Source organism: Acidovorax sp. GW823-FHT05D11, from assembly GCF_058795695.1.
In genome coordinates this window covers 2257825-2280191 of record NZ_CM179502.1, presented here as the reverse complement: position 1 = coordinate 2280191, position 22367 = coordinate 2257825, and the positions used below count along the sequence as shown (strand labels likewise).

Annotated in this window: 25 protein-coding genes; 14 read left to right on the top strand and 11 right to left on the bottom strand. The window is 68.2% G+C overall.

All coding sequences use genetic code 11. The annotated features are described in order from the left end of the window. Nucleotides 1-2 precede the first annotated feature (2 nt). The 4 genes from psrA (at nt 3) to ligD (ending at nt 5442) form a co-directional block, all read left to right on the top strand. Nucleotides 3-1112, top strand: coding sequence for an iron-containing alcohol dehydrogenase PsrA (psrA, locus tag AC3RCE_RS10580; RefSeq protein WP_492255129.1), 1110 nt, complete (start codon nt 3-5; stop codon nt 1110-1112). After that, complete coding sequence (gene phnY, locus AC3RCE_RS10575; protein ID WP_492255128.1) at nt 1109-2554, top strand: phosphonoacetaldehyde dehydrogenase; 1446 nt, start codon at nt 1109-1111, stop codon at nt 2552-2554. Before psrA ends, phnY begins: the two co-directional genes overlap by 4 nt. 165 nt (nt 2555-2719) lie before the next feature. Beyond that, the gene (locus AC3RCE_RS10570) at nt 2720-2875 is read left to right on the top strand and encodes a DUF3606 domain-containing protein (protein WP_492255127.1); all 156 of its coding nucleotides are present in this window, start codon (nt 2720-2722) and stop codon (nt 2873-2875) included. Nucleotides 2876-2952: 77 nt separating this feature from the next. Beyond that, entirely contained in the window at nt 2953-5442 is a 2490-nt protein-coding gene (gene ligD, locus AC3RCE_RS10565) for a DNA ligase D (RefSeq protein ID WP_492255126.1), read from the top strand. 98 nt (nt 5443-5540) lie between these two features. On the opposite strand, the gene AC3RCE_RS10560 is transcribed toward ligD, so the two are convergent. Next, nucleotides 5541-5915 (bottom strand): glycosyltransferase family protein, encoded by a 375-nt coding sequence (locus tag AC3RCE_RS10560; protein WP_218294277.1) that lies wholly within the window; start codon nt 5913-5915, stop codon nt 5541-5543. 275 nt (nt 5916-6190) lie between these two features. On the opposite strand from AC3RCE_RS10560, the gene AC3RCE_RS10555 reads away from it, so the two are divergent. Beyond that, nucleotides 6191-6514, top strand: coding sequence for a hypothetical protein (locus AC3RCE_RS10555; RefSeq protein ID WP_218294276.1), 324 nt, complete (start codon nt 6191-6193; stop codon nt 6512-6514). Nucleotides 6515-6561: 47 nt separating this feature from the next. Here AC3RCE_RS10555 and AC3RCE_RS10550 read toward each other — a convergent pair whose 3' ends face one another. After that, nucleotides 6562-7155: a low affinity iron permease family protein gene (locus AC3RCE_RS10550; RefSeq protein ID WP_218294275.1), complete on the bottom strand. Its 594-nt coding sequence runs from the start codon at nt 7153-7155 to the stop codon at nt 6562-6564. Nucleotides 7156-7567: 412 nt separating this feature from the next. On the opposite strand from AC3RCE_RS10550, the gene AC3RCE_RS10545 reads away from it, so the two are divergent. Beyond that, nucleotides 7568-7750, top strand: coding sequence for a hypothetical protein (locus tag AC3RCE_RS10545; RefSeq protein WP_218294274.1), 183 nt, complete (start codon nt 7568-7570; stop codon nt 7748-7750). A 157-nt stretch (nt 7751-7907) separates the two neighbouring features. Then, nucleotides 7908-8291, top strand: coding sequence for a hypothetical protein (locus AC3RCE_RS10540; RefSeq protein WP_369642265.1), 384 nt, complete (start codon nt 7908-7910; stop codon nt 8289-8291). A gap of 25 nt (nt 8292-8316) precedes the next feature. Here AC3RCE_RS10540 and AC3RCE_RS10535 read toward each other — a convergent pair whose 3' ends face one another. From AC3RCE_RS10535 to AC3RCE_RS10520, 4 genes are all read right to left on the bottom strand, one after another. Then, on the bottom strand, nt 8317-9018 hold the full coding sequence (locus AC3RCE_RS10535; RefSeq protein WP_492255125.1) for a hypothetical protein: 702 nt from the start codon (nt 9016-9018) through the stop codon (nt 8317-8319). Next, complete coding sequence (locus tag AC3RCE_RS10530; protein WP_218338889.1) at nt 9015-10052, bottom strand: MlaD family protein; 1038 nt, start codon at nt 10050-10052, stop codon at nt 9015-9017. Before AC3RCE_RS10530 ends, AC3RCE_RS10535 begins: the two co-directional genes overlap by 4 nt. A gap of 57 nt (nt 10053-10109) precedes the next feature. Beyond that, a complete protein-coding gene (locus tag AC3RCE_RS10525; RefSeq protein WP_218294271.1) occupies nt 10110-10910 on the bottom strand; it encodes an MlaE family ABC transporter permease in 801 nt (266 codons plus the stop codon). A 202-nt stretch (nt 10911-11112) separates the two neighbouring features. Next, nucleotides 11113-11583: a Cd(II)/Pb(II)-responsive transcriptional regulator gene (locus tag AC3RCE_RS10520; RefSeq protein WP_218338890.1), complete on the bottom strand. Its 471-nt coding sequence runs from the start codon at nt 11581-11583 to the stop codon at nt 11113-11115. Nucleotides 11584-11662: 79 nt separating this feature from the next. On the opposite strand from AC3RCE_RS10520, the gene AC3RCE_RS10515 reads away from it, so the two are divergent. Further along, entirely contained in the window at nt 11663-12322 is a 660-nt protein-coding gene (locus AC3RCE_RS10515) for a cation efflux transmembrane domain-containing protein (protein ID WP_218294269.1), read from the top strand. 3 nt (nt 12323-12325) lie between these two features. Beyond that, on the top strand, nt 12326-13210 hold the full coding sequence (locus AC3RCE_RS10510; RefSeq protein WP_492255124.1) for a DUF3703 domain-containing protein: 885 nt from the start codon (nt 12326-12328) through the stop codon (nt 13208-13210). A gap of 8 nt (nt 13211-13218) precedes the next feature. On the opposite strand, the gene AC3RCE_RS10505 is transcribed toward AC3RCE_RS10510, so the two are convergent. After that, nucleotides 13219-13665 carry a response regulator gene (locus AC3RCE_RS10505; protein ID WP_218294267.1) on the bottom strand — a complete coding sequence of 149 codons (447 nt, stop codon included), beginning with the start codon at nt 13663-13665 and terminating at the stop codon, nt 13219-13221. A gap of 122 nt (nt 13666-13787) precedes the next feature. Here AC3RCE_RS10505 and AC3RCE_RS10500 point away from each other — a divergent pair, with 122 nt between their 5' ends. Further along, nucleotides 13788-14063, top strand: coding sequence for a hypothetical protein (locus AC3RCE_RS10500; RefSeq protein WP_218294266.1), 276 nt, complete (start codon nt 13788-13790; stop codon nt 14061-14063). A 90-nt stretch (nt 14064-14153) separates the two neighbouring features. Here the strand turns inward: AC3RCE_RS10500 and AC3RCE_RS10495 are convergent, their stop codons facing one another. Genes AC3RCE_RS10495 through AC3RCE_RS10480 form a run of 4 tightly spaced genes read right to left on the bottom strand, consistent with a single transcriptional unit; the run spans nt 14154 to nt 18844 of the window. After that, complete coding sequence (locus AC3RCE_RS10495; RefSeq protein WP_492246465.1) at nt 14154-14747, bottom strand: DUF2894 domain-containing protein; 594 nt, start codon at nt 14745-14747, stop codon at nt 14154-14156. Next, entirely contained in the window at nt 14740-15399 is a 660-nt protein-coding gene (locus tag AC3RCE_RS10490; RefSeq protein WP_218294264.1) for an OmpA family protein, read from the bottom strand. The genes AC3RCE_RS10495 and AC3RCE_RS10490 overlap by 8 nt, the downstream gene beginning before the upstream one ends. Continuing rightward, complete coding sequence (locus AC3RCE_RS10485) at nt 15396-18077, bottom strand: DUF802 domain-containing protein (RefSeq protein WP_492255123.1); 2682 nt, start codon at nt 18075-18077, stop codon at nt 15396-15398. Before AC3RCE_RS10485 ends, AC3RCE_RS10490 begins: the two co-directional genes overlap by 4 nt. Further along, nucleotides 18074-18844, bottom strand: a complete 771-nt coding sequence (locus tag AC3RCE_RS10480) for a DUF3348 family protein (protein WP_218294262.1) — start codon at nt 18842-18844, stop codon at nt 18074-18076. Before AC3RCE_RS10480 ends, AC3RCE_RS10485 begins: the two co-directional genes overlap by 4 nt. Before the next feature lie 337 nt (nt 18845-19181). Between AC3RCE_RS10480 and AC3RCE_RS10475 the strand changes: the two genes are divergently transcribed. From AC3RCE_RS10475 to AC3RCE_RS10460, 4 genes are all read left to right on the top strand, one after another. Continuing rightward, nucleotides 19182-19805, top strand: coding sequence for a YitT family protein (locus AC3RCE_RS10475; RefSeq protein WP_492255122.1), 624 nt, complete (start codon nt 19182-19184; stop codon nt 19803-19805). Nucleotides 19806-19919: 114 nt separating this feature from the next. Next, nucleotides 19920-20354 carry a hypothetical protein gene (locus AC3RCE_RS10470; RefSeq protein ID WP_492255121.1) on the top strand — a complete coding sequence of 145 codons (435 nt, stop codon included), beginning with the start codon at nt 19920-19922 and terminating at the stop codon, nt 20352-20354. 163 nt (nt 20355-20517) lie between these two features. After that, nucleotides 20518-20910: a hypothetical protein gene (locus tag AC3RCE_RS10465; RefSeq protein WP_492255120.1), complete on the top strand. Its 393-nt coding sequence runs from the start codon at nt 20518-20520 to the stop codon at nt 20908-20910. Continuing rightward, nucleotides 20907-22367 carry a TolC family protein gene (locus tag AC3RCE_RS10460; protein ID WP_492255119.1) on the top strand — a complete coding sequence of 487 codons (1461 nt, stop codon included), beginning with the start codon at nt 20907-20909 and terminating at the stop codon, nt 22365-22367. The genes AC3RCE_RS10465 and AC3RCE_RS10460 overlap by 4 nt, the downstream gene beginning before the upstream one ends.

Genomic DNA, 22367 nt, shown 5'->3' with positions numbered 1-22367 from the left:
CCATGCCACATGAATACTTGAACCCCGTACGCAGCGTCTACGGGGCAGGGGAACTGTTGTCCCTGCCAAAGCTGCTGGGCGGCCGGCGGGCGCTGTTGGTCACCTTTCCGGAGGCCCGCCAACTGGGCCTGGTGGCCCGCATCGAGAGCCTGCTGGGCGACCAGTTGGCCGGTGTGATCGACGATGTGCGTCCCAACCCGGACGTTGCGGAGCTTGCGGCGGTCTACGACGCCTTCTGGTCCGGTGGGGCCGCGAGTGCCGAGGTGATCATTGCGGTGGGCGGTGGCAGTGCCATCGATACCGCCAAGGCGCTGATGGTGGCCACGCCCAGCGGGCGCTTCTCTGAACTGGTGGCGCTGCTGGCATCCGGCAAGGCCTTCACGCCAGCGCGGACCAAGACGCTCATCGCCGTGCCGACGACGGCCGGTACCGGCAGCGAAGTGACGCCCTGGGCCACGATATGGGACCGCGGTGCGCAGAAGAAGTACTCGCTGCACCTGCCCGAGACCTGGCCCAGCATCGCGCTGATCGACCCCGAGCTCATGCTGTCGCTGCCCGCCTCGGTCACGCTGCAAAGCGGGCTGGACGCGCTGTCGCACGCGCTGGAGTCGATCTGGAACGTGAATGCCAACCCCGTGTCCGACACCTTCGCGGTGGCGGCGGTGCACGAGATCCTGGAGACCCTGCCGCAGCTGATGGAGCACCTGGACGACGCGGCGCTGCGCGGCCGCATGGCCCTGGCGGCCCTGAAGGCCGGCATGGCCTTCTCGAACACGCGCACGGCGCTGGCGCACTCGATCTCCTACGAGATGACGCTGCGCTATGGGCTGCCGCACGGCATTGCCTGCAGCTTTCCGCTGCCCATGGTGCTGGAGCGCGCCATTGGCCAGAACCCGGAGCGCGACGCCGTGCTGGAAAGCGCGCTGGGAAACCTGGCCGGCGCGCCGACCCGGCTGGCCCGCTTCATCGAGGAACTGGGCGTGAAGACGCGCTTTGCCGACTACGGCGTGAGCGACGCCCAGGCGCAGCAGATGGTGGCCCATGCGCTGACCGGCGCACGCGGCAAGAACTTCATCGGAGCCAACACGGCAGCAATCAAGGAGGCAGCATGAGTTGCATCATGGAAAGCGTGGACTTCCGCGCGGAGGCCCTGCGCATCGGCGGCGCCAGGGTGCGCACGGAGCGCAGCATCGACGTCGTCAACCCCTACAGCGGCGAGCGCGTGGGCACGGTGGGCATGGCCAGCGTGGAGGACGTGCGCCGGGCGATGGACATCGCCCATGCCTATGTGCCCACGCTGTCGCGCTACGAGCGTTCGGCCATCCTGAACCGTGCGGCGGCGCTGCTGCGCGAGCGCACCGACCAGGCGTCGAACATCATCACCGCGGAGTCGGGCCTGTGCAAGAAGGACAGCACCTACGAGATCGGGCGCGTGGCCGACGTGCTCAACTTCGGCGCCAACGAAGCCCTGCGCGACGATGGGCAGGTGTTCTCGTGCGACCTCACGCCGCACGGCAAGAAGCGCAAGGTGATCACCACGCGCGAGCCGCTGCTGGGCGTCATCACGGCCATCACGCCCTTCAACCACCCCATGAACCAGGTGGCGCACAAGGTGGTGCCAGCCGTGGCCACCAACAACCGCATGGTGCTCAAGCCCTCGGAGAAGGTGCCCCTGTCGGCCTACTATTTTGCGGACCTGCTGTACGAGGCCGGGCTGCCCGTGGAGATGCTGCAGGTCGTGACCGGCGACCCGCACGAGATCGCCGATGAGCTGCTGACCCACCGCCATGTGGATCTGGTCACCTTCACGGGCGGGGTGGCCATCGGCAAGTACATTGCGTCGAAGGCCGGCTACCGGCGCATGGTGCTGGAGCTGGGCGGCAACGACCCGCTGATCGTGATGGACGATGCCGACCTGGACAAGGCCAGCGACTTGGCGGTGCAGGGCTCGTACAAGAACTCGGGCCAGCGCTGCACGGCGGTCAAGCGCATGCTGGTGCATGAGAAGGTGGCGGCCGAGTTCACCGAGCGCGTGGTGGCCAAGACGGTGGCATGGCGCTATGGCGACCCGATGGACAAGGCCACCGAGATGGGCACGGTGATCGATGAGGCCGCGGCCCGCCATTTCGAGAAGGTGGTGAACGAGGCCATCGCCCAGGGTGCCCGGCTGCTGGCGGGCAATGTGCGCGAGGGCGCGCTGTACTCCCCCACGGTGCTGGACCGGGTGCGGCCGGAGATGACCGTGGTGCGCGAAGAGACCTTCGGCCCCGTATCGCCCGTCATCACCTTCAGGGACATCGACGAGGCGATCCGCATCTCCAACGGCACGGCCTTCGGCCTGTCGTCGGGCATCTGCACCAACCGCATGGACGACGTGACCCGCTTTGCCAAGGAACTGCAGGTCGGCACCGTGAACCTCTGGGAGGTGCCCGGCTACCGCATCGAGCTGACGCCGTTCGGCGGCATCAAGGACTCGGGCCTGGGCTACAAGGAAGGGGTGCAGGAGGCGATCAAGTCGTTCACCAACTGCAAGACGTTCACCCTGCCTTGGTAGCGGATTGGAAAGCACCCGACAGTGGAAAGCACCCGACAGGCCCACTTCTTCAGTGGATGCCGTTCAGAAGGCCGGGTGTGTCGCGCACCGCTTCATAGAAGTCTTGTCCTACACCGTGCAGCCTAGCCACGTGATAGCTTTGGCCGTTCATTCAAGGAGCCGGCAATGAGCGATGACAAAAGCCAGACGGTACAGGACCGCCGTTTCATCAACCTCAGCGAACCCTGTGAAGTGCGCGACTGGGCCCATAGCCTGGGCGTCGCGGAAGCCCCGGCCGGCCCGTCCGCCGACAAGGTCCGCGAGTACCTGGTTTCGCGGTAGTGGGGCCTGCCATGGCACCCCCAAGGCAACGCGCCCACCCCGGACGCCGTTCTGCGGCATAGTCGCCTCGAGCCACCATGAAGGAGCCCTTGGCCCAGTACAGGAAGAAGCGCAACTTTGCGCTGACGCCGGAGCCCGCGGAAGGCGGTGTGCCGGGCGGCGATGCCCTGCAGTATGTGATCCAGAAGCACTGGGCCAGCCGCCTGCACTATGACTTGCGGCTTGAACTGGACGGCACGATGAAGAGCTGGGCCGTGCCCAAAGGGCCGAGCTACGATCCGGCCGACAAGCGCATGGCGGTGCAGGTGGAAGACCATCCCATCGCCTACAACAGCTTCGAAGGCCAGATTCCGGCGAAGCAGTATGGTGCCGGCCGGGTCATCATCTGGGATCGCGGCTACTGGGTGCCGGTCGGGGACCCCCACGAGGGCTACCGCAAGGGGAAATTGAAGTTCGAGCTTCACGGGCACAAGCTCCAGGGCCATTGGACGCTGGTGCGCATGCACGGCCGCGCAGGGGAGAAGCAGCCACCCTGGCTGCTCATCAAGGAACACGACGGGCTGGAACGCCCCGGCCACGAGTTCAGCGTGGTGGATGAAATGCCCGACAGCGTCGCGGCGGCGCCCGCGGTCTCCGCGCCCCGAAAGGCCCCGGCAAGGCCCGGCGGCGTGGTGCCGTCCGCCAAGCGCCAGACGAGCGCGATGACGGCGCCTACAGCGCCGCTCCCGGAGACGCTGTCGCCCCAGCTCGCCACCTTGGTGGACGGTCCACCCCATGACACCACGGGCTGGATCTGGGAGCTGAAGTTCGACGGCTACCGCCTCCTGGCCCGCGTGGAACGAGGCAAGGCGCGGCTGTTCACCCGCAACGGCAATGACTGGACGGCCAGGATGCCGGACCTGGCGGCGGCCATCGCCAGGCTTGCGTTGAAGTCCGGCTGGATCGACGGTGAAGTGCTCATGCCCGATGCCCATGGCGTCCCAGACTTTCAGGCGCTGCAAAATGCATTCGATGGCCAGTCCACGCAAGCACTGGTTTTCTATGTGTTCGACTTGCCCTACGCGGATGGCCACGACCTTCGTGCGCTTCCTCTCGTGGAGCGGCGGGAGCATCTTCGCAAGGTCGTGGAAGGGGCACCCACCGACCGGGTGCGCTTCAGCGAGGCCTTTGAAGCGCGGCCGGCCGACCTGGTTTCCTCGGCCTGCAAGCTGGGCTTTGAAGGGGTCATCGGAAAACTCAAGGCGGGCGGGTACGCTTCTCGGCGCAGCGCGGAGTGGATCAAGCTCAAGTGCACCCACCGCCAGGAGTTCGTGATCGGCGGCTACACCGACCCGCAGGGATCTCGCACGGGGATTGGGTCCTTGCTGCTCGGTGTCCACGACGACACCGGCACACTGCGCTATGCGGGCAATGTGGGTACGGGGTTCAGTGAACGCGTCCTGGCCGATCTGAGCCGAAGGCTCCGTGCGCTGCGCACCAGCGCGAGCCCGTTCGCCAATCCGCGCGCCATCGGGAAAAAAGCCCACTGGGTCGAGCCGAAGCTCCTCGCCGAAGTCTCGTTTGGAGAATGGACAAAGGAAGGCAGAATCCGGCACTCCGTGTTTCATGGCCTGCGCGATGACAAGCCGCCCCAGGCCATTGTCCAGGAAAGGCCGAAGCAGTGGGCGAAACACCCGGCCGCCGCCGGCTCCGGGATCGGTTCGTTGCGCGTATCGCATCCCGAGCGGGTCATTGACCCATCCACCGGCACCACGAAGATCGACCTCATCCGCTACTACGCCACCGTGGCGCCGCTGCTGATGCCCCACCTGGAAGGCCGCCCGGTTTCCCTCGTCCGAGCACCAGACGGGGTGAGCGGTGAACTGTTCTTTCAGAAGCACCTGGAGACTGGCCGCATGGAGGGCGTGCGGCAGCTCGCGGAGAGCCTTTTTCCCGGGCACCCTGCTCTGCTTGAAATCGCGGGCCCGCAAGGGCTGCTGTCGGCCGCGCAGATGAACACGGTCGAGTTGCATACATGGAATGCCCGCAAGGACAGGATAGGGCGACCGGACCGGATGACCTTTGACCTGGACCCCGGCGAGGGAGTGCCCTGGACCCACGTGCAGGAAGCAGCGACCTTGGTGCGCCTGATGCTCACCGAGCTGGGCCTGCCCGCCTTTCTCAAGACCAGCGGAGGCAAAGGCCTGCACATCGTCGTGCCGATCAAGCGGCTTCATGACTGGGAAACGGTCAAGGGATTCAGCCAGGCGGTGGTGCGGCATCTGGCACAGACGATTCCACAGCGGTTCGTGGCCAAGAGCGGGCCCAAAAACCGCGTGGGCAAGGTCTTCGTGGACTACCTTCGCAATGGTTTCGGAGCGACGACAGCAAGCGCCTGGACGGCCCGCGCACGCCCCGGGATGGGCATATCGGTCCCGGTATCGTGGCCGGAACTGGACATGCTGGGCAGCGGTGCGCACTGGAATATCCAGAACGTAGGGCCACGTTTGCCCGTGGGCAACGGCGCCTGGGAGGGCTATGGGCAGGCTGCGGTGTCGATATCCAGCGCCCTGAAAGCGCTGGACTGAAGCCGCGCCACCCTAAAACTCCATTCGACGAAGACACGCCGCTTCAAAAATCGATGAAAACTCCGCCAGGAACGTCATCGACCGCCCCTGCTTTCGCCTCACGCATCTCTGCGATTGATATAGAAGACGCCGTCCTGTCCCTCGTCCACCTCGAGCTCCATGGGGCTCTTTCCGGTGGCGGCAAACAAGGACCAGGCCGTGTCCGCGATGGCGCCATGGTGGGCCATCACAAGCCCCAGCAGCTTTGCGACATCTTCCTTTGCATGGTGCCGCGGCCAGACCACGTCGACGGCGATGTTCTCCTTGCCATCACTGCAGCTGAAATTGATTTTTGCGTTGACCCCATGCGGGGAATGCGCCTCATCAGGATTTCGGCCCACCATGGCCCTTACCACGTCCAGCGCGGCGCCCGGATCCTCCTCCCCGGCAATGGATTCCCGGACGTGCGCTTGATTCAACAGGTCATTTTGCATCTCAGCCTCGCATTCTCATCACCAGGGGGCCCGTTTCTCGGTGCTGTCTCCAGCGCTGGCAATCGCCCCACGGGCCCGTCATGCAAGCTTCATTGAATGCCCCGCGTTCGTGCGCGGATGTCAGTCATATGCCTGCCCGCCAGTCGGACACGTGGTCGTGGCAACACAACCGAAATTGCAACAAATTGCAGAATTTGTTTCAAAAAGTGCGATCTGTTGTCATGAGAATCTGCTCTATTCACAATAAGTCACTCCACCCCCCTACGGAGTGCAACATGCCCATGGAGCTACTGTTCGCCCTTGCACAGACCGAGTTGCCCAAGACCGTCGAGAAGCCTTGCGACGTGGACAAGCTTCGGGTGCTGGCGGCCGCGCAGCTTGTTGACGTCCGGCTCCCGGATGTGGGGGCCCGCGACCAGGTGGCGGAGGTCTTCGGCATTTCCCAGCAAGGTCGCGCGGCATTGGCAAAAGCCTATCCCCACCACGCCTTCAGGTTCACCTCCACCTTGTCTTCCGGCTCCATCATTCCCGACTGGCTGCCCTCGCTGGACAGCTGCCGCATGGAACGCGATGCGACGCGGACGACATTGGATTCCTAGCACCTGCGGACGTTTTCAAGGTGGGCGTGCAGGATCCACGCCCCCATTCACAAAGCCCCTTCCCGCCCACTGCAGCCTGCGCCGAGAACCGCAACGGCCTCGCGCGCATGGGCGGGGCGATGCGCGTCCATGGCCGAAGCGGACATGCCTTCTTCGTCAATGGAGTGCGCGCACTTGTCCCTGCCGGCCTGTCTGGCCCGTTCGGCCAAGCGCACATAGAAGCTCGCGACCTCGCGCAGGTCCTGTTCGTCCAGGTCCTCGATGCCGATCATGCGGTTGCTCGCATGCCGATTGGCCGCCAGCAGCTCATTGAGCTTGAGGTGAATGGCCACGCTGTCCTTGTTCTGGCTTTGCTGGATGAGAAACACCATCAGGAACGTCACGATGGTGGTTCCCGTGTTGATGACCAGTTGCCAGTTCTCTGAAAAGTGAAAGATCGGACCGGTGACGGCCCAGGCCAGCACCATGAGGAGCGCGGCGCAGAACATGCCGGGAGATCCGGCCCACCGCGTGACATGCGATGCGAAATGGTCAAAGGCCGCCTGCACGGAGGTACGGGTGGCGTAAGACGGGCTGCTGGTCGAAGGCATGGCACCCATCGCATCCGTGCCCTCGCCCTGCTGCAGTAGTGGCTCTTTCATGGGGACTTCCTTTCTCGCTGACTGGTCAAGGGCCGGAGGGCTGCCGCCGCCGATCCGCAGCGCACGGCCTGCAAGCAGCCAAGGGAAAAGCCCGGTCGCGCCAGCCCTCGCCTGAAGGGCCCTGCCGGGCTGCGGTGATTGTGGGAGTGCCTTGCCCGGCCGGCAGGTCGGAAGCCTTGCCCATCCGCCATGGGCCGGGTCCTACAGATTCACCCCTGCGAGCACCCGGACACCCGGGGGCTCTTCTTCATCCCAGCAATTGCAACCAAAGGCAACAGCGTCCAGCCAGCGCCCGGTATCGCAGTTGTCTGACAGACGCACACCGGTTGCTTTGCTGAAATCCCGCTATCAGCCATTGAGGCTGGCCCGGGAGGTCATTGCGACTCCCACCTTTTTTGACAAAGGAACCATCATGAAACGCCACCCTTTGCCCCCCGGAGCCCGCGCACTTGCAGCGTTTGCCGGTACGGTCGTGCTTGCGGTACTTGCAGCGGCATCCTTGTTGATGCCCGATGTGGCGGTGCAGTCGGTGGACTCCATGTCGCTCTTGCCCCATGGGCTGGACCAGCTCCTGCCCACGAGCCTGTTCCAGTAGCGGACTGCCGGCACTGGGTTGCCAGGGCACGTAGATTGCCCACATCCGGTGCGCGCTTCTGCACTTTTTTGGCAAAGTAGAAAAAATCATAGCATCGGAGTACCATCTGGCGCTGCACAACGGCATTTCCGTTGTCATTCAAGAATGGAGGACGATCGTGACCACACGTTTTCGAATCTCTGCAGGCCTGAATTCCTCTTCCTCTCACGCCATCGCATGGCGTTGGTCCGCCCTGGCGCTGATCGCGGGCCTCCTGGGCTGCACGAGCCCGCGCGACAGCTCCCTCGAAGAGTTCGCCCGCTGGCATGATGGCGCCCGCGCCCAGGCCCAGGCGGGGACGCTGAGCTGGAGCGAACTCTACAAACAAAGCTTCGACCGCCTGACGGCCCTGCCCCCTTCATTGCAGCAAGACACACGGCTGGAGAACACCGTGCTTCTGCTTTCCACGGCGCGCAAATACGAGGCAAATGAAATCAGCGCCCAGCAGTTTGCCTCGGAGCGGGACCACATCGAAACACAGCTGCAGGCACGGTTGCGCTGAGAATCGCCCCTGGAGTCCCGGCCCGCTAGCGCAAGCCTGCGGCGCCCTGCTCCACGATGGCAATGCGCCGCCGCAGCGCCGATGCCGACTCCGCGTCTCCTGCAGCGTCAGCGCGCTGCGCCTGCAGCGTCAACCAGGCCATCAAAGGCCGCCGCCAGCCCTGTGTGGACGCGGCATCGATGGCGTTGCCAATCACGGCCGGGCTGGCACGCCCTGCCTGAAACAGCACCCCGGCCGCCACCAGGCGCGAGAGCGGATCCTCGATGGCGGACAAGGCCGCCCCATCCCCCGACACGGCCACCTTGCGCTGCGCTTCGGGCAGCAGGCTTGCCCCTTGCGGCGGCAAGCTGCCGGCCAGGTAGTCGGCATAGGCACGCTCCGGCGCCGCCGCATCCGCGCGCAATGGCTCAAAGCGTTCACACGGGCCAGCCACCAGACTGGCGACCTGCGCCGCGCAGCGCATGAGCTCCAGGCGGGCCAGCAGATCCGGGCGGCCCGTGCGGGCGACCTCCGCGCGGGCGCGGTCCCACTCCAGCCTGTCGACACGGTCATTGCCTGACAGATAGGCTTCCAGCGCCTTTTGCGCGGAGGCCTGGGCGTTCATCTGCCAGTCGGGCACCCGGGGCTTGCCGGAGCAGGCGGACAGCAGCAGCACCGCCGCCAGGAGCGCGGCATGGGTCAGGTGCCGCCGCAGCACAGCAGGGGGCGTGGGGATAAGACGCTTCATGGCAGCTTGAGCTCCGTGTCCCGCGCGAAAGGCCATTTGCGGTTGATCTCATTGACCAGGCTCTCCACCTTGCGCAGGTTGCTTTCCACCTCGGCGCGCAATGCGCCCAGGTCGGTCGTGGCTTCCCGCGCATTGGCACCGATGGCCTGCGCCTCCACCAGCACCGCGTCCACCTTCTGCAGGCTCGCGCGGGTGTCGGCCAGCAGGCCCCCCAGCTGGGCCACCGTGGCCCGCACTTCGGGGACCAGCGCGTCCTTGCTGCCATCGGCCCCAAACACCTGTTTATCGGCACGTGCCGCCATGCCATCCAGGCGCGCGAGCAGTGCGTTGGTGCGTTCCAACGTGGCCACGATCTTCTTCGCATCGGCCTCGTTGCCCATCAGCACGCCCAGCACGCCCCCCGGGCCGTTGATGCGGTCGGTCAGCGCCCGCACGTTGGCCAGGCTGCCGCCCAGGGCCGCGTCCTGCGCGGTGAGGGCATTGAGGTTGGACAGCAGTTCGCGGGCCGAGGCCATGAGCTGCGGGATCTCGGCGGTGGCATCACCGCGCAGCACGGGGCGCACGGAGCCGTCCGGCAGGAGCTTGTCATTCAGCATGCCCGTGTAGGCACGGATGTTGGTGCCCCCCACGATGCCCCGCACCAGTGTGAACACGCTGGATTCGCGCAGCCAGTGGGCGTCCTTGCGCGGCACGTCCACGATGATGCGGGCGTTGCCGGTTTCGGCCAGTTCGATGCGGCGCACGCGGCCAATGGGGAAACCGGAGAAGGTCATGTCCATGCCCACCACCACGCCTTCGGAGTCGTCGGCGGTCAGCACCAGGGTCTGCGTGGGCTCGAACGCACCGCGCGCGTACAGCAGGTACAGGCCCGATCCCACGATGAGCGCCAGCGTGAACAGCAGCAGCGCCGCCGCCTTGAGCTCCAGGTAGGCTACCGGGCGCAAGGTTTCCACCGGCGGCACGTCGGCGGCCGCAGGCGCTGGCGCTGGCCCGGGGGGCGGTGTGGGGCGGTGGTGGGGGTTCTCGTCGTTCATGGATGCCGGGCGTGGGTCGCGGGATGTAAGGGTCTGGCGGATGTCGGCAGGCAGGAGTCAGTAGTAGTTGCCCATGAGCGAGGCGACCTCGATCAGCAGCAGGACGGCGAACATGCGGGCCAGGCCCCCCAGCTCCGAATCGGGCTGGGTGCGGTCGCCAGTGTCGTACAGGCCCGCAGCCATGGGAATGAGCGCCACGGCCAGGCTGAAGAACACCGTCTTGAGCACGAACACCATCGTCACGCTGGGCGTGAACACCTGGCCGAACATGCGCGTGTAGCTGGGCGCCCCCGCCAAGTTGAAACCATACACCCCCAGATAGGCCAACACCAGTGCCACCACGCAGCTGAGCGCGGCGAGCGTGATGCACGCGAATACGCCCGCGATCACCCGCGGCAGAAGCTCGATGCGCACCGGGTCCGAGCCCTGGGCGCGCAGCGCGTCGAACCGGCCGTTCTGCCGCAGGCGGGTGATCTGCGTGCCGTTGGGAATGGTGCAGCGCATCGCCACGAACAGCGCGGCCGTGAGCGGGATCAGCTCGAGCACCAGCACGCGGATCACCATCTCCAGCGCATAGCGCGAAAGGCCATAGCTGAGCGCCGTGACCACGACGATGCGCGTCAGCACCAGGCTGATCAGCGCCGCCAGCACCGTGAACCCCAGCAGCACGGGTGCCGTATCGAGGTACAGATGGCGCGCCAGCGCCCTGCGCGTGCCTTTGCCGTAGCTGGACGGAGACAGCACCAGCACGAGCACGACGGCGCCCAGGTACAGGATGCGCCACCACGCGACCGCCCAGCGCCGCGCGGTGTTCCACACGCGTTCGGGCAGGGAGAGGCCGGGCAAGCGCGAAATCATGGCCGGATCATAGCGGCGTGACCCGGGCCCGTACCGACCACGAGCCGCCCTGGCCATTGCGAGTGTTTTTGGCCTCCAGCGCTTCATTCATAAGCGCCAACAGCTATCCTTTCAGGAGCAAAAGGCTGCAGGGAGGAAACAGCTCTTCACATCCTCGCGGCCACCCGGCATGGCCGTGCCGCCGGCGGGCCGCCCGGCTGGCCTACACATGGCGCTTTCCCACGCCGGCCGAGGCAGCCACGGCAGACTGCTCATCGGCGCGCGCATGCAGGGCCTCGATGATGTGGCAGTGCGTGTCCGACCCGTCGCAGCGGTTGCGCAGCGCGAGCAGGTCGGCCTCCAGCGTGAGCAGTTCCGCCAGGCGGCCACGCACATGCTGAAGGTGCTCATCCAGCGTGTCGCGCGCGGCTTCGCAGTCCTGCTTGCGGGTCCAGTCCAGCGCCAGCAGGGTGCGCACCTCGTCCAGCGACATGTCCATCGCGCGGCACAGGCGGATGAAGCGCAGGCGGTGCACATCGTCCGCGCTGTACAGGCGATAGCTGTTGTCCTCCCGGACACCGGGCGCGAGCAGCCCTTCCTTTTCGTAGTAGCGGATGTTCGCGGCGGACACGCCCGATTGCCGGGCTGCCTCGCCGATGCGGTACTGGGGGGTTTGTGCAACCGGCTGTGCCATCGCTTGACCTTCAAGTGACTTCAAGGTTTCCAATGATGCCATCACATTGAAAACCCTCCCGGGAGAAAGAAGAACCGCCATGTCCGCACATTGCCATCACCATTCCAACGACGGCCACGACCACGGTGCCCCCACCAGCGCGGACCCGCGCTACCGCCGCATCCTGTGGGTGGCGCTCATCGTCAATGCCGCGATGTTCCTGCTCGAAATCGGAGCGGGCCTGCAGTCCGGTTCGGCATCGCTGCTGGCCGACGCCATCGACTTCCTGGGCGACGCGGCCAACTACGCACTCTCGCTGTGGGTGCTGGCCATGGCCCTGGCATGGCGCGCACGCGCTGCGCTGGTCAAGGGGGCCAGCATGCTGGTGTTCGGCCTCGTGGTCGTGGGACGCGTGGCCTGGGGCGCCTGGCAGGGAATTGCGCCCGAACCCCTGACGATGGGCAGCGTGGGCTTGCTGGCCCTGGCCGCGAACCTGGGCGTGGCGGTGCTGCTGTACGCCTACCGCGAAGGCGATGCCAACATGCGCAGCGTGTGGCTGTGCACGCGCAATGACGTGCTGGGCAACCTCGCGGTGATGGGCGCGGCGCTGGGGGTGTTCGGCACGGGCACGGCCTGGCCGGACCTGGCGGTGGCTGCCGTCATGGCATGGCTGGCCATCACCGGGGGCTGGAGCGTGATCCGCCAGGCACGCCAGGAACTGGCGGGTGGTGCTGCCCGCCCGCAGCCGCAAGGGCACTGAGCCATGCGCGTGCACCTGTCCACCCGCTTGAACGCGCCGCCCGAGTGGGTGGCCACGCAGCTGCAAAGCACCGTCGTCTTTCGCCACATCACCGCGCCCCTCATGCGGTTCCGGCCCGTGCAAGGCGCGCGATGGCCCGCGCACTGGGAACAGGGCGAGTTCGCGCTGGACATGCGGCTGCTGGGCGTGCTGCCCATGGGCTCCCAGACCGTGCGCATTTCCATCGAGCCGCCACCGCAGGCTGGCGGCTGGCCCACGCTGCGTGACAACGGCGACGGCCTGCTCATGCGCCGCTGGGACCACCGCATCACGCTCGAGCCCCTGCCGGACGGCACGACCCTGTACACCGACGACGTGAAGGTCGTGGCCCGCCACCTGCCCTGGCTGATGACGCCGTTGAGCACGGCATTCGCCCAGGTGTTCTACCGGCATCGCCAGCGCCGCTGGCGCAAGCTGGCGGAACAGCACGCGGGGCTGCGGGCGGCAGAACATGCAGCGCCCTCCTGTGCGCAACACAAACGCCGAGCGTTCGAGCATCTGCTCGCCGGTTTTGCGGGCCAGCCGGAGGCCCCCCCGGCGGTGCGCTGGCGGTGGTTGGAGGCAGCGCATGTGCTGGGCCAGGCTTCCCTGCCCCTGCACTGGAGATCGCACTGCGCGATGCTGCGCTACGCGCTGCAGCTGCGGGATTCGCACGAGGCCGCCGGCCAGATGGCGCGGCTCGCGCTGGTACCACTGGGCCACCTGCTGGCCCGCCTGCCCGCCGGGAACATCGGACGCGCGCACGTCAGCGCCTTCCGGCCCATGGCACCGGACCCCGCGGTGGCTGCGCTCATCGAACGGGCGCTGGAGGATGGCACAGTCAGCGATCCCGGCCCGGCCGTCCGGTAGCCCGGGGGCTACCGGCGATCCGCTGCGGCGGAACTGCCAGTGCCTGCGCGGCGCGGCAGCTCGCTGCAACGCTCGAAAAAAGCGTCCAGCTCGGTGGACTTGTCGAACACCCCATCGGCGCCCAACTCCTCGCACCGGCGGCGCATGTCCGCCGTCGCATAGTTGGACAACACGTAGACATGCTGTCCGGGCCTGCCCTGCCGCGCGCCAGGCGTTGCGCGCAGCCGGTCCCCGCGCTGCAGGGCCTGCAGCACCTCTATCCCGGAGCCTTCGCGCAGGAACAGGTCCACCACCATGAGCTGCCAGTCTTCCCGCCAGTGCGCGACGGCCTCCGTGGCGTCGCTGGCGGTTTCGGCGATGGCGAGGACGCGCGCGTCCGCCAGTTCCTCCAGCGCGGGCACCAGAGTTTCCTGGATGGTTTTGCTGTCTTCGACAAGGATGGTGTTGAGGGGCATCTGGGAGCTGCGTTTTCTGTTGTGATGCTGCCTACAATGTCGCCTGATCCGACCTCCCGGCCTGTAGGCGATGGCGCCGCGTCCCCGATGGCAGAAGTTGATTTACTCAGCGAGACTTACCTATGCCCAGCGCAACGAAGCAGCCCCAGCCCTCCGAGATCGATGAGGTACTGAACCGCAACCTGGAAACGGCCGAGCAGATCAAGGCCACGGCCAACGAGCTCGATGTCGTGCACGCGGTGCTCACGACACAAATTCCCACCGACGCCCTGCAAGGCGACCTGCAGGCGGCGGTGGAGCGCACGGATCAGCTCGAGCAGCAATTGAGCGACACCGCCGAGGCACTCGACCAGTCCAACGCGCTGCTGCAACGCCACATCGCGGCCAAGCCCCAGTGAGGGGCATGGGCGCAGGCCAGGCAACCCTGGGGCGGCCGGTGCGGCGCCAGGCCCTCCCTGGACAGGCCCGCCGGATTCGACAGGGACTTCTTATGCCCTGGGCCGGCTTCGCCCCCCGCGGGCTGCGGGGCCCAGGTTTCTCGGGCGTGCTGCATTCGCCTGTTCCAGCCACAGGAGCGAGTCCATCTGAGACAGGAAGCGCCGCAGGTAGTCAGGCGAGAGGCCCCGCATCAGGCTGAGCGACCGCAGCATGAGCTTGTGCGGGTTGAGCGGCCCCGCGTTCTCCGGTCCACGGTCCAGCGCCTGCACCACCTGCTGCTCTGCGGCAATGCGGGACCATACCTCGCTGAACTGGCGCACGCTCTTCATGTCCGACGCGCTGGCACCGCCTTCGATGCGCACCCGTTCCGCATCGGCCTGCGCCCGTGCGTCCAGGTCGCGGTTGAGCCGGGCCAGGGGTGATGCCGCCGGTGGCTCGACCGCGCCGGGGGCCGGCCCGCCGGCCGCGCGGGCTCCGTCCGCATAGGCCCCAACGGCCCGCCGCAGCCGCTGTTCCAGTATCTGCTGCACCGCGGGGGGCTGTGCGGGCAGGCGCGCGGCCAGCACCTCCAGGTAGCGGTAGCGCACGGGGTCGTGGCGGTCCGCACCCTCGGCGCGCAGGGATTCGAGCGTGGGTTCACTCATGCCGCGCAGGCTTTGCACCCGATGCCTTGGGCACGGGAGCCATTTCCACGCGGCGGTTCTGCGCGCGGCCTTTTTCATCCGCGTTGGAGGCCACCGGCTGCTCCGCGCCGAACGCTGCGGCGAACACCTGCGACGACGGCATGCCTTCGTCGATCAGCGCCCGCGCCACCGTCAGCGCCCGCTGGGCGGACAGCTCGAGGTTGTCGGCAAAGCGCTGCTGGCTGCCGCGCAGCAGTGTGGTGTTGTCGGTGAACCCGCTCACCATCAGCATCTCGTCGCGTTCGCGCAGGTACACCTGCAGGGGCTGCACGAGGCTTCTGAGAAGCTGGCGGCCTTCGGGCCGCAACTCGTCGGAGCCCGTGGCGAACAGCACGCTGCCGCTGATCCCGATGCGGCCGTCATTCACCGTCACACGGCCGCTGGCCAAGGGGATGGCCAGCGCCTTCTCCAGGGCCATGCGGCGCTGCTCTTCCTGCTGGCGCTTTTCCACCTCCTGCCTGAGGCTGGCCACCAGATCGATCTGCACCACCAGCACGCCCACCAGGATCAGCACGAAGGCGCCCAGCAGGCCGGCCATGAGATCGCCGAACACGGCCCATACCGGCGCGGTCTGCTCGGTTCCCTCGTCGAGGGCGTCGTCCAGGCCCATCATCCGGCCACCTCCGGTTCGGCAGCGGCCACCGCCCTGCCCTTGAGCCGGCGCAGGTCTTCCACAATGCCCTGCTGCGACGCGATGCTCAGGTCGATCACTTCGCGTGCCTGCGCCACGTAGTAGGCCAGTTGCTCGTCACTGCGCGACAGGGACTGGCCGATGGCGCCTTCGATGCGCTGCAGGCTGTCCATGAGCTTTTCGTTGCTGGCGGTGAACAGCCCCACGCCGTGGCCAAAGGCCTCGCCCAGGCTCGACAGCTCCACCGCGCTGGCGGCCACGTGGGTGGCCGCTTCGTCCGCCTTGCCGACCTGGCTGTCCAGCGCCTGTGCAAACTGCGATGCCGCCTGCTCCAGCACCGAAGCGGCCGTTCCCACCAGGGATTCGATGGCACCGCGCTGCTCTACAGCGGCCTCGTTGACGGACTGGAGCAGCGTACCCAGCTGCTCCATCATGGCCGTGCGCTCGGCCAGCGCCACGTTGTCGCGCTCGCTCAGCTGCGTCATCTCATGGCGCAGCTGGGCGATGACCTCCGCAGCCGCCTGCGGCACGTCGGACGCCGTCTGCAGCAGGCGCGTGAGCGGTGCTTCCAGCGCCGACCCCAGCATGGCCAGGTGCTGGGCCACGGCCTCCTGCAAGGCCTCCAGGCGGTCGACCGCCGCACGCCCGCGCTCAGCCTCGGCATCGCGCAGCGCCGCCAGCTCGGTGCGCCACACGCCTGCCAGCGCATCCATGCGGTCGCCCTGCGCCTGCAGCCACTGGGCCTCCGCGTCGGTGCGGGTGCGCAGCAACGCTTCGGACTGGTCCATCAGGCGCGCGGTACCGTCCAGGGTCTTGGCCACCTGCTCGCCCATGCGGCCGGTGAGCCCGGTCACCGCGGTCTCGAGGGCATCGCACACGGCCTGCTGGCGCTCCAGCGTCTGGGTGCTCACGCGTTGCCATTCGGCCGTCAGCGACTGCGCAATACCCTCCATGGACACGTTCCAGCCGGCCAGGCGCGCCTGGTCGGCCGACATCTGTGCGGTGTGGGACTGCGCCACCGTGTCCTGCAACGACGACAGCAGCGCGCTGGAGCGCTGGTCGAACGACTGCGTGGCCGATTGCAGCAACTCGCCCAGCTGCGCGGCAGCACCTGCGAGCGCCTGCGCCACGCCCTGCTGCTGGGCTGCGGCCTGCTCGCCCGCGCGCTCCCATTGGGCGGCGAGTGAGCGGGCTGTGTCTTCCATCGATGCGCGCCAGCCGGCGATGCGCTGCTCGTCGGCCGCTGCCTGGGCCACGTGGGTGTGCGCCACCGTGTCCTGCAGCGACGCGACCAGGGCCGTGGAGCGCTGCTCGAAAGCCTGGGTGGCCGCCAGCAGGGACTGGTCCAGGCGCGCCGTGGCGCCCTCCAGCGCGTCGCGCATGCCCTGCTGCTGCTCCACGGCGCGTGTGCCCGCCCGCTCCCACTGCGCCGCCAGCGTCTGGCCCATGCCCTCCATCGACCGGGTCCACCCGGCCAGGCGCTGTTCGTCGGCCGCCTTCTGGGCGGCGTGCGACTGCGCCGCCGTGTCCTGCAGGGCCGCGTGCAGCGCTGCGGAGCGTTGCTCGAACGCCTGGGTCACAGACTGCAATGCGCCATCAAAGCCTCCCATCAGGCGGTCCTGCACCTGCGTGTGCTTGTTCAGGGCCGATGTCCAGGTGTCCGAGACCTGGCGGGCCGTGCCCTCCCACTGGGCCGACAGCGCCTGCATCTGGGCCGCCGTGGCATCGGTCAGCCGCTGGTGCGCGCGTTGCGATTCCTGCGCCAGTTCGGCCATGGCCTGCTCGACCACGGGCCGCAGCGTTTCGCCGGCCACGCGGGCGCTGGCGCCCAGGCTGTCGTGCAGCGATGCGCCCACGGCGCCCGCCAGCTGGGTGTAGGCCGACGACGCCTCACCATGGAAATCCTTCTGCTGCGCCAGCAATTGCGCGGCCAGCTTGTCGTGGCGGCGTTCCAGCCCTTCCACCAGGCCCTGAAGGCGCTCGGCGATCAGCGGCATGGCCTGTGCCTGGGCCTGCAGCGCCTGGAAGGTCTCCTCGCGGCGATGGCTCGCCGAGAACGGGCGGAACACGGTGGGAATGTGCGCATCGAGCTGCCGCACGGCCACCAGCCGCTCACGACGGGCGATCGCGGACATGAGCCCCAGCATGGCCGAGGCCGCCACGCCCGCCACCGAGGTGCCGAACGACAGGCCCAGGCCCTTGATGGGCTCGGCCAGGGCGGCGCGGATGCCCTCCAGGCTGCCCGAGGTCTCCAGGGCAAACACCGCGCCCTTGAAGGTGACCACCATCCCGAGGAAGGTCCCGAGCATGCCCAGCATGACCAGCAGTCCCACCAGATACGGCGTGAGGGCCGGCCCCGGGAGCACGGCACGCTCCCCCTCGATGCGCTGGCGCACCGGGTGGCGCAGCGCGGCGGGCAGGCGGTCGAGCCAGGAGCCCAGGTCCACCAGGGGCTGCTGCGCGCCATCCGCCAGCGCCGTGGTCAATGCCACGGTGCCGCGGCGAAACTGCACCAGCTCCAGCGCACCCAGCACATAGACCGCGCCGATCACCACCGTCATCGCCAGTGCCAGCGGGCTCGACCCCACGAATCCCCCACCGACCCATCCCACTGCCGCCAGGCCCAGGGCAAATACGGCGGCCATCACACTCTTGTTCATTCGTGTCGTTCCAAGTTCTCGTTGCGGGCTGCTTCCAGCAGGCCCAGGATCGGTTGCAGCCGCACATGCATCTCGGCCAGAAGCAGCGCCTGCATGTCGCGCTCGAACGCGTGCAGCCACCCGCCGGGCAGGCGCCAGCGCTGCGGGTCATCCGGCAGCCCCTGGGCCGAAAGCCGCTCCTGGTGGGCGCGGCGCAATTGCACCAGGCGCCGGTCCAGGTGCGCGGACAGGGATGCCCACAGGCGCTGTTCGCGCACAAAGCTCAGTTGTTCCATCACGGCATCGAGTGCCGCCAGTTGCCTGAGGCCCCGGGAGCCTTGCGACACCCCGTGGCGCACCTGCGCGCGCAAGCCCAGCAACTTCGCATCCATCTGCTTTTGCAGGCCCAGGTAGCGCGGCGCATGAAAGCCGTACTCGGCCTCGGCCTGCGGGTCCGGCGCCTGGGCGCGCGTGTTGTCGGCGCGCTCGCGGGCCGGCTTGGCGGGCGCGGGCTTGGACGACGCCAGCGCCGTCAGCTCTGCCTGGGTGCGCTGAAACAGCGCTTGCAGTGCCTGCAGGTCCGCCCCGTCCGCGCCCGCAACCTCCCCCTGCGGGAAGGCGTCGATGGCATGCAGCGAACGGCTCAGCGTGACGGCGTCCACCGTGCTCAGCCATTGGCCCAGCTCCTGCGCCACGTCGGCGCGCGCGGCCGCACCCGCATCGGCCTGCATCCATTGCTGGAGCAGGACAACCAGTCCTGAGCTGCTGAGTCTGTGGTGCGGATACATCCCTGGAAAACCATTTCACTGCGCTTCTTGCCGCCCTCCCGGAGGGCGGGGGCATCAGGGAACCGGTCCCCAGTGGGCAAAACCAGCTATTTTCGCAGGAACCGCGGGCCGCCCTGCCGCGCCGGGCCCGAGGTTGCAGGTGTTACATCTGGTCCAAGGCAAAAACCTGGCCAGGGGCCCGTGCCGGCGGGAGCGCCTCCCCACCTCCTTCCCCGCGCGCGCAAGCCTTGACGCCGCTCAAGCCGGGCACGGGGATTGCATGGTCCAATCCGGCGGTTGTCCCTCCCCCCACGGCCCGTCGCTGCACACCATGCCGAGTTCTCCCGCTGTTCCTCCCATGCCCTCCATCCCCACGCCCGCTGCCGCCGCAGCGCCCCACACGCTCACGGAAGACGCGGTGGCCATCTTCACGGGGGTGCTGCTGATCTCCGTGGGCGTGGCGTTTTTCACCAATGCGGGATTGCTCACCGGGGGCACGGCAGGCCTTGCCTTCCTGTTGCACTACGCCACGGGCATCGGTTTCGGCAAGATTTTCTTCGTCCTCAACCTGCCCTTCTACTGGCTGGCCCTGCGCAAGCTGGGGCGTGCGTTCACGGTCAAGACCTTTGCCGCCGTGCTGCTGCTGTCGCTGCTGACCGAACTGCAGGCGCAGTTCCTGCAGTTTGCGCAGCTGCAGCCGCCGTATGCGGCCATCGCGGGGGGGCTTATCACGGGCACGGGGTTCCTGGTGCTGTTTCGCCACCGGTGCAGCCTGGGCGGCGTGGGGATCGCCGCGCTCTACCTGCAGGAACGCTACGGCTGGCGCGCGGGCAAGATCCAGATGGCCGTGGATTGCGGCATCGTGCTGCTGGCGCTGTGGACGGTGGAACCCCTTCGCGTCGCCTGGTCCATCGCCGGGGCCGTGGCGCTGAACCTGGTGCTGGCCATGAACCACCGCCCGGGGCGCTACATGGCGGTATGAGCGGCCTGGGCGGCCCGGCGATGGCCGCCAGATGACAATATGGAAAGGCGCCGGGAACCTTGGGGCCCGCCGCCGTATCATTGGTGGATGCGTCGCGGCCTCTATTTCGTGTTGATGTTGGTGCTGGTCCTCCGGGGCCTCACCGGCACGGCCATGGCCGCGGGCGTCTTGCCGCCGCTGCTCCCCGCGGGCACGTCGCACCCGCAGGAACATTCCCATCACCATGCCGCTGGCGGCGACTCCATCGGCACGGCGGGGCAGGAGCACCACCAGGGCCTGCCTGCCGGAGAGGGAGGGGACGGACAGGACCCTGGCCATGCCATGCTGGCCGCTGCCTCCGCCGGGTGCGACGGCACCAGTGCCGGCTGCGCGGCGCACGAGCACCACTCCGCCGCCTGCTCGGCGTGCGAGATCTGCCATTCCGCGATGCTGGATGCGCCCATGGCGCCAGCACCGGATCACCCCCCCACGGGCGCCATGCTGCCCGTCGCCTCCGCGCAGTTTGACAGTGCTCCCGCGGCACTGGCCATCAAGCCACCCATCGCCTGACCTCTGACGCCCGAAGTGCGTCTGCCCGAGCCCCACAGCCACCCGCCATCGGGTGGCGGGGCGGCAGCGCCATGCCCTGTTCGTCTGTTGTCTGGAGATCGCCATGCGCGCCCCCATTTCATTTTTCCTGTCTTTACCGCCGCTCCGGCGAGCAGCCTGCCTGGTGCTGCTCGCACCGGCACTTTCACTCGCCAACGGCACCGCCGCCCCGGGCACGGGATCCCTGCCCTTCCCTGCGGCGGACCCCGATGCGCCCACGGCGGCGCTGGTCCACCGCGCCACCGGGCCCCAGCCTGCACTGGCGGAGGAGGCGCCCGCACCCCATGCATGGCGTGATGCGCACAGGGCGGTGGCCGCCTTCCCCCGCGGCCATGCCGACATCCTGGCCTGGGAGGCCCGGCAGGGCGCCCAGCCTCCCACCCCCAGCGCCCCGACGCCACAGGGGCCCCGCGCCGAACGCGGCGACTCCCACGGCATCCACGGAAGCCAGGGCGGTTCCGCAACCCCGCAACCCTCCCCGCATGGCCACCACCACGCGCCCGGGAGCCGGCCATGAGCGCGCCGCAGTTCCTTTCTTCAACGGCACGCCGCCGTCCCGCACGCCTGTCCGTGCTGGCCGCTGCGGCCGTGCTCGCGGGCTGCGCCAGCGTCTCGCCCGACGGCCTGCGGGGCGACGTGGCCGCGCTCACCGCGGGCCGAACGGGCAGCACGCAGGCCGCGGCCCTGCCCGCCAACGACACGGCAGCCCGGGCCAAGGCGGAGCAGTCCTTGCAGGGGTGGCTGGCCCAGCCCCTCACGCAGGATGCCGCCGTGCGCATCGCCTTGCTCAACAACCCCGGCCTGCAGGCGCGGCTGGCCGCCCTGGGCGTGGCGGATGCCGAACGCGTGCAGGCCATCACGCTGCCCAACCCACACCTGGCCCTGGGGCGCTTCACCAACAGCCAGGAGCGTGAAATCGAGCGCACCCTGGCCTTCAGCCTGCTGGATCTCATCACCCTGCCATGGCGCAGCCAGCGCCAGGAAGAGCGCATGCAGATCGCCACGCTGCAAGCCGCGCAGGAGGTGGTGGCGCTGGCCGCCGACACACGACGCGCCTGGCTGCGCGCCGTGGCTGCCGAACAGGTCAGCGCCACGCACGACCGCATGGTGCAAGCCGCAGAAGCCGGGGCCGAACTGGCCCGCCGCATGGCGCGCGTAGGCAACTGGAGCCGCCTGCAGCACGCCCGTGAACAGGCGGTGCTGCAAGAGGCCATCCGCCTGCGTTCCCGCGCCCGGCTTGCCGCCGCCACCGAGCGCGAACAGCTCAACCGCCGCATGGGCCTGTGGGGACTGCAGGCGCAGTACCGCCTGGCGGACGCGCTTCCACCCCTTCCAGACGGCGCCTTGCCCGCGGACGGCATCGAATCCATCGCATTGCGCGAGCGGCTGGATGTGCAGGCCGCACGCCGCCAGCTCGACACCCAGGCGGTCCGCCAGGGCTGGAGCCGCGCGGGGGCCGTGTTTGGCGACGTGGGCCTGGCCTACAGCCGCAACACCGCCGCCGAGCGCGGCTCCGGCCACCGCGAGATCACGCGCGGCTGGGAGATCGATGCGCCCCTTCCCCTGTTCGACTGGGGCGGTGCCGCCCGCACCCGGGCCCAGGCCCAGGTGGAGCAAAGCGCTGCCCAGCTGCAGGAGACCGCCGTGCGCGCCCGTGGCGAAGTGCGCGCCGCCTGGCTCACCTACCGCACCGCGCTCGACCTGGCGCGCCAGCAGCGCGACGAGGTGGTGCCCCTGCGCCAGCTCATCACCCAGGAGACCACCCTGCGCTACAACGGCATGCTCGCCAGCGTTTGGGAATTGCTGGCCGAGGCGCGCGCCAGCACGCAGTCGGTGGCCAACGCCATCGAAGCCCAGCGCGATTTCTGGCTGGCCGAGACCGACCTGCAGCTCACCCTCACCGGCACGTCGCCGGGCGCGCTGCAAGACCTGGCAGCCAGCGCTGCCCCCTCCTCATCACCACAAGGCCACTGA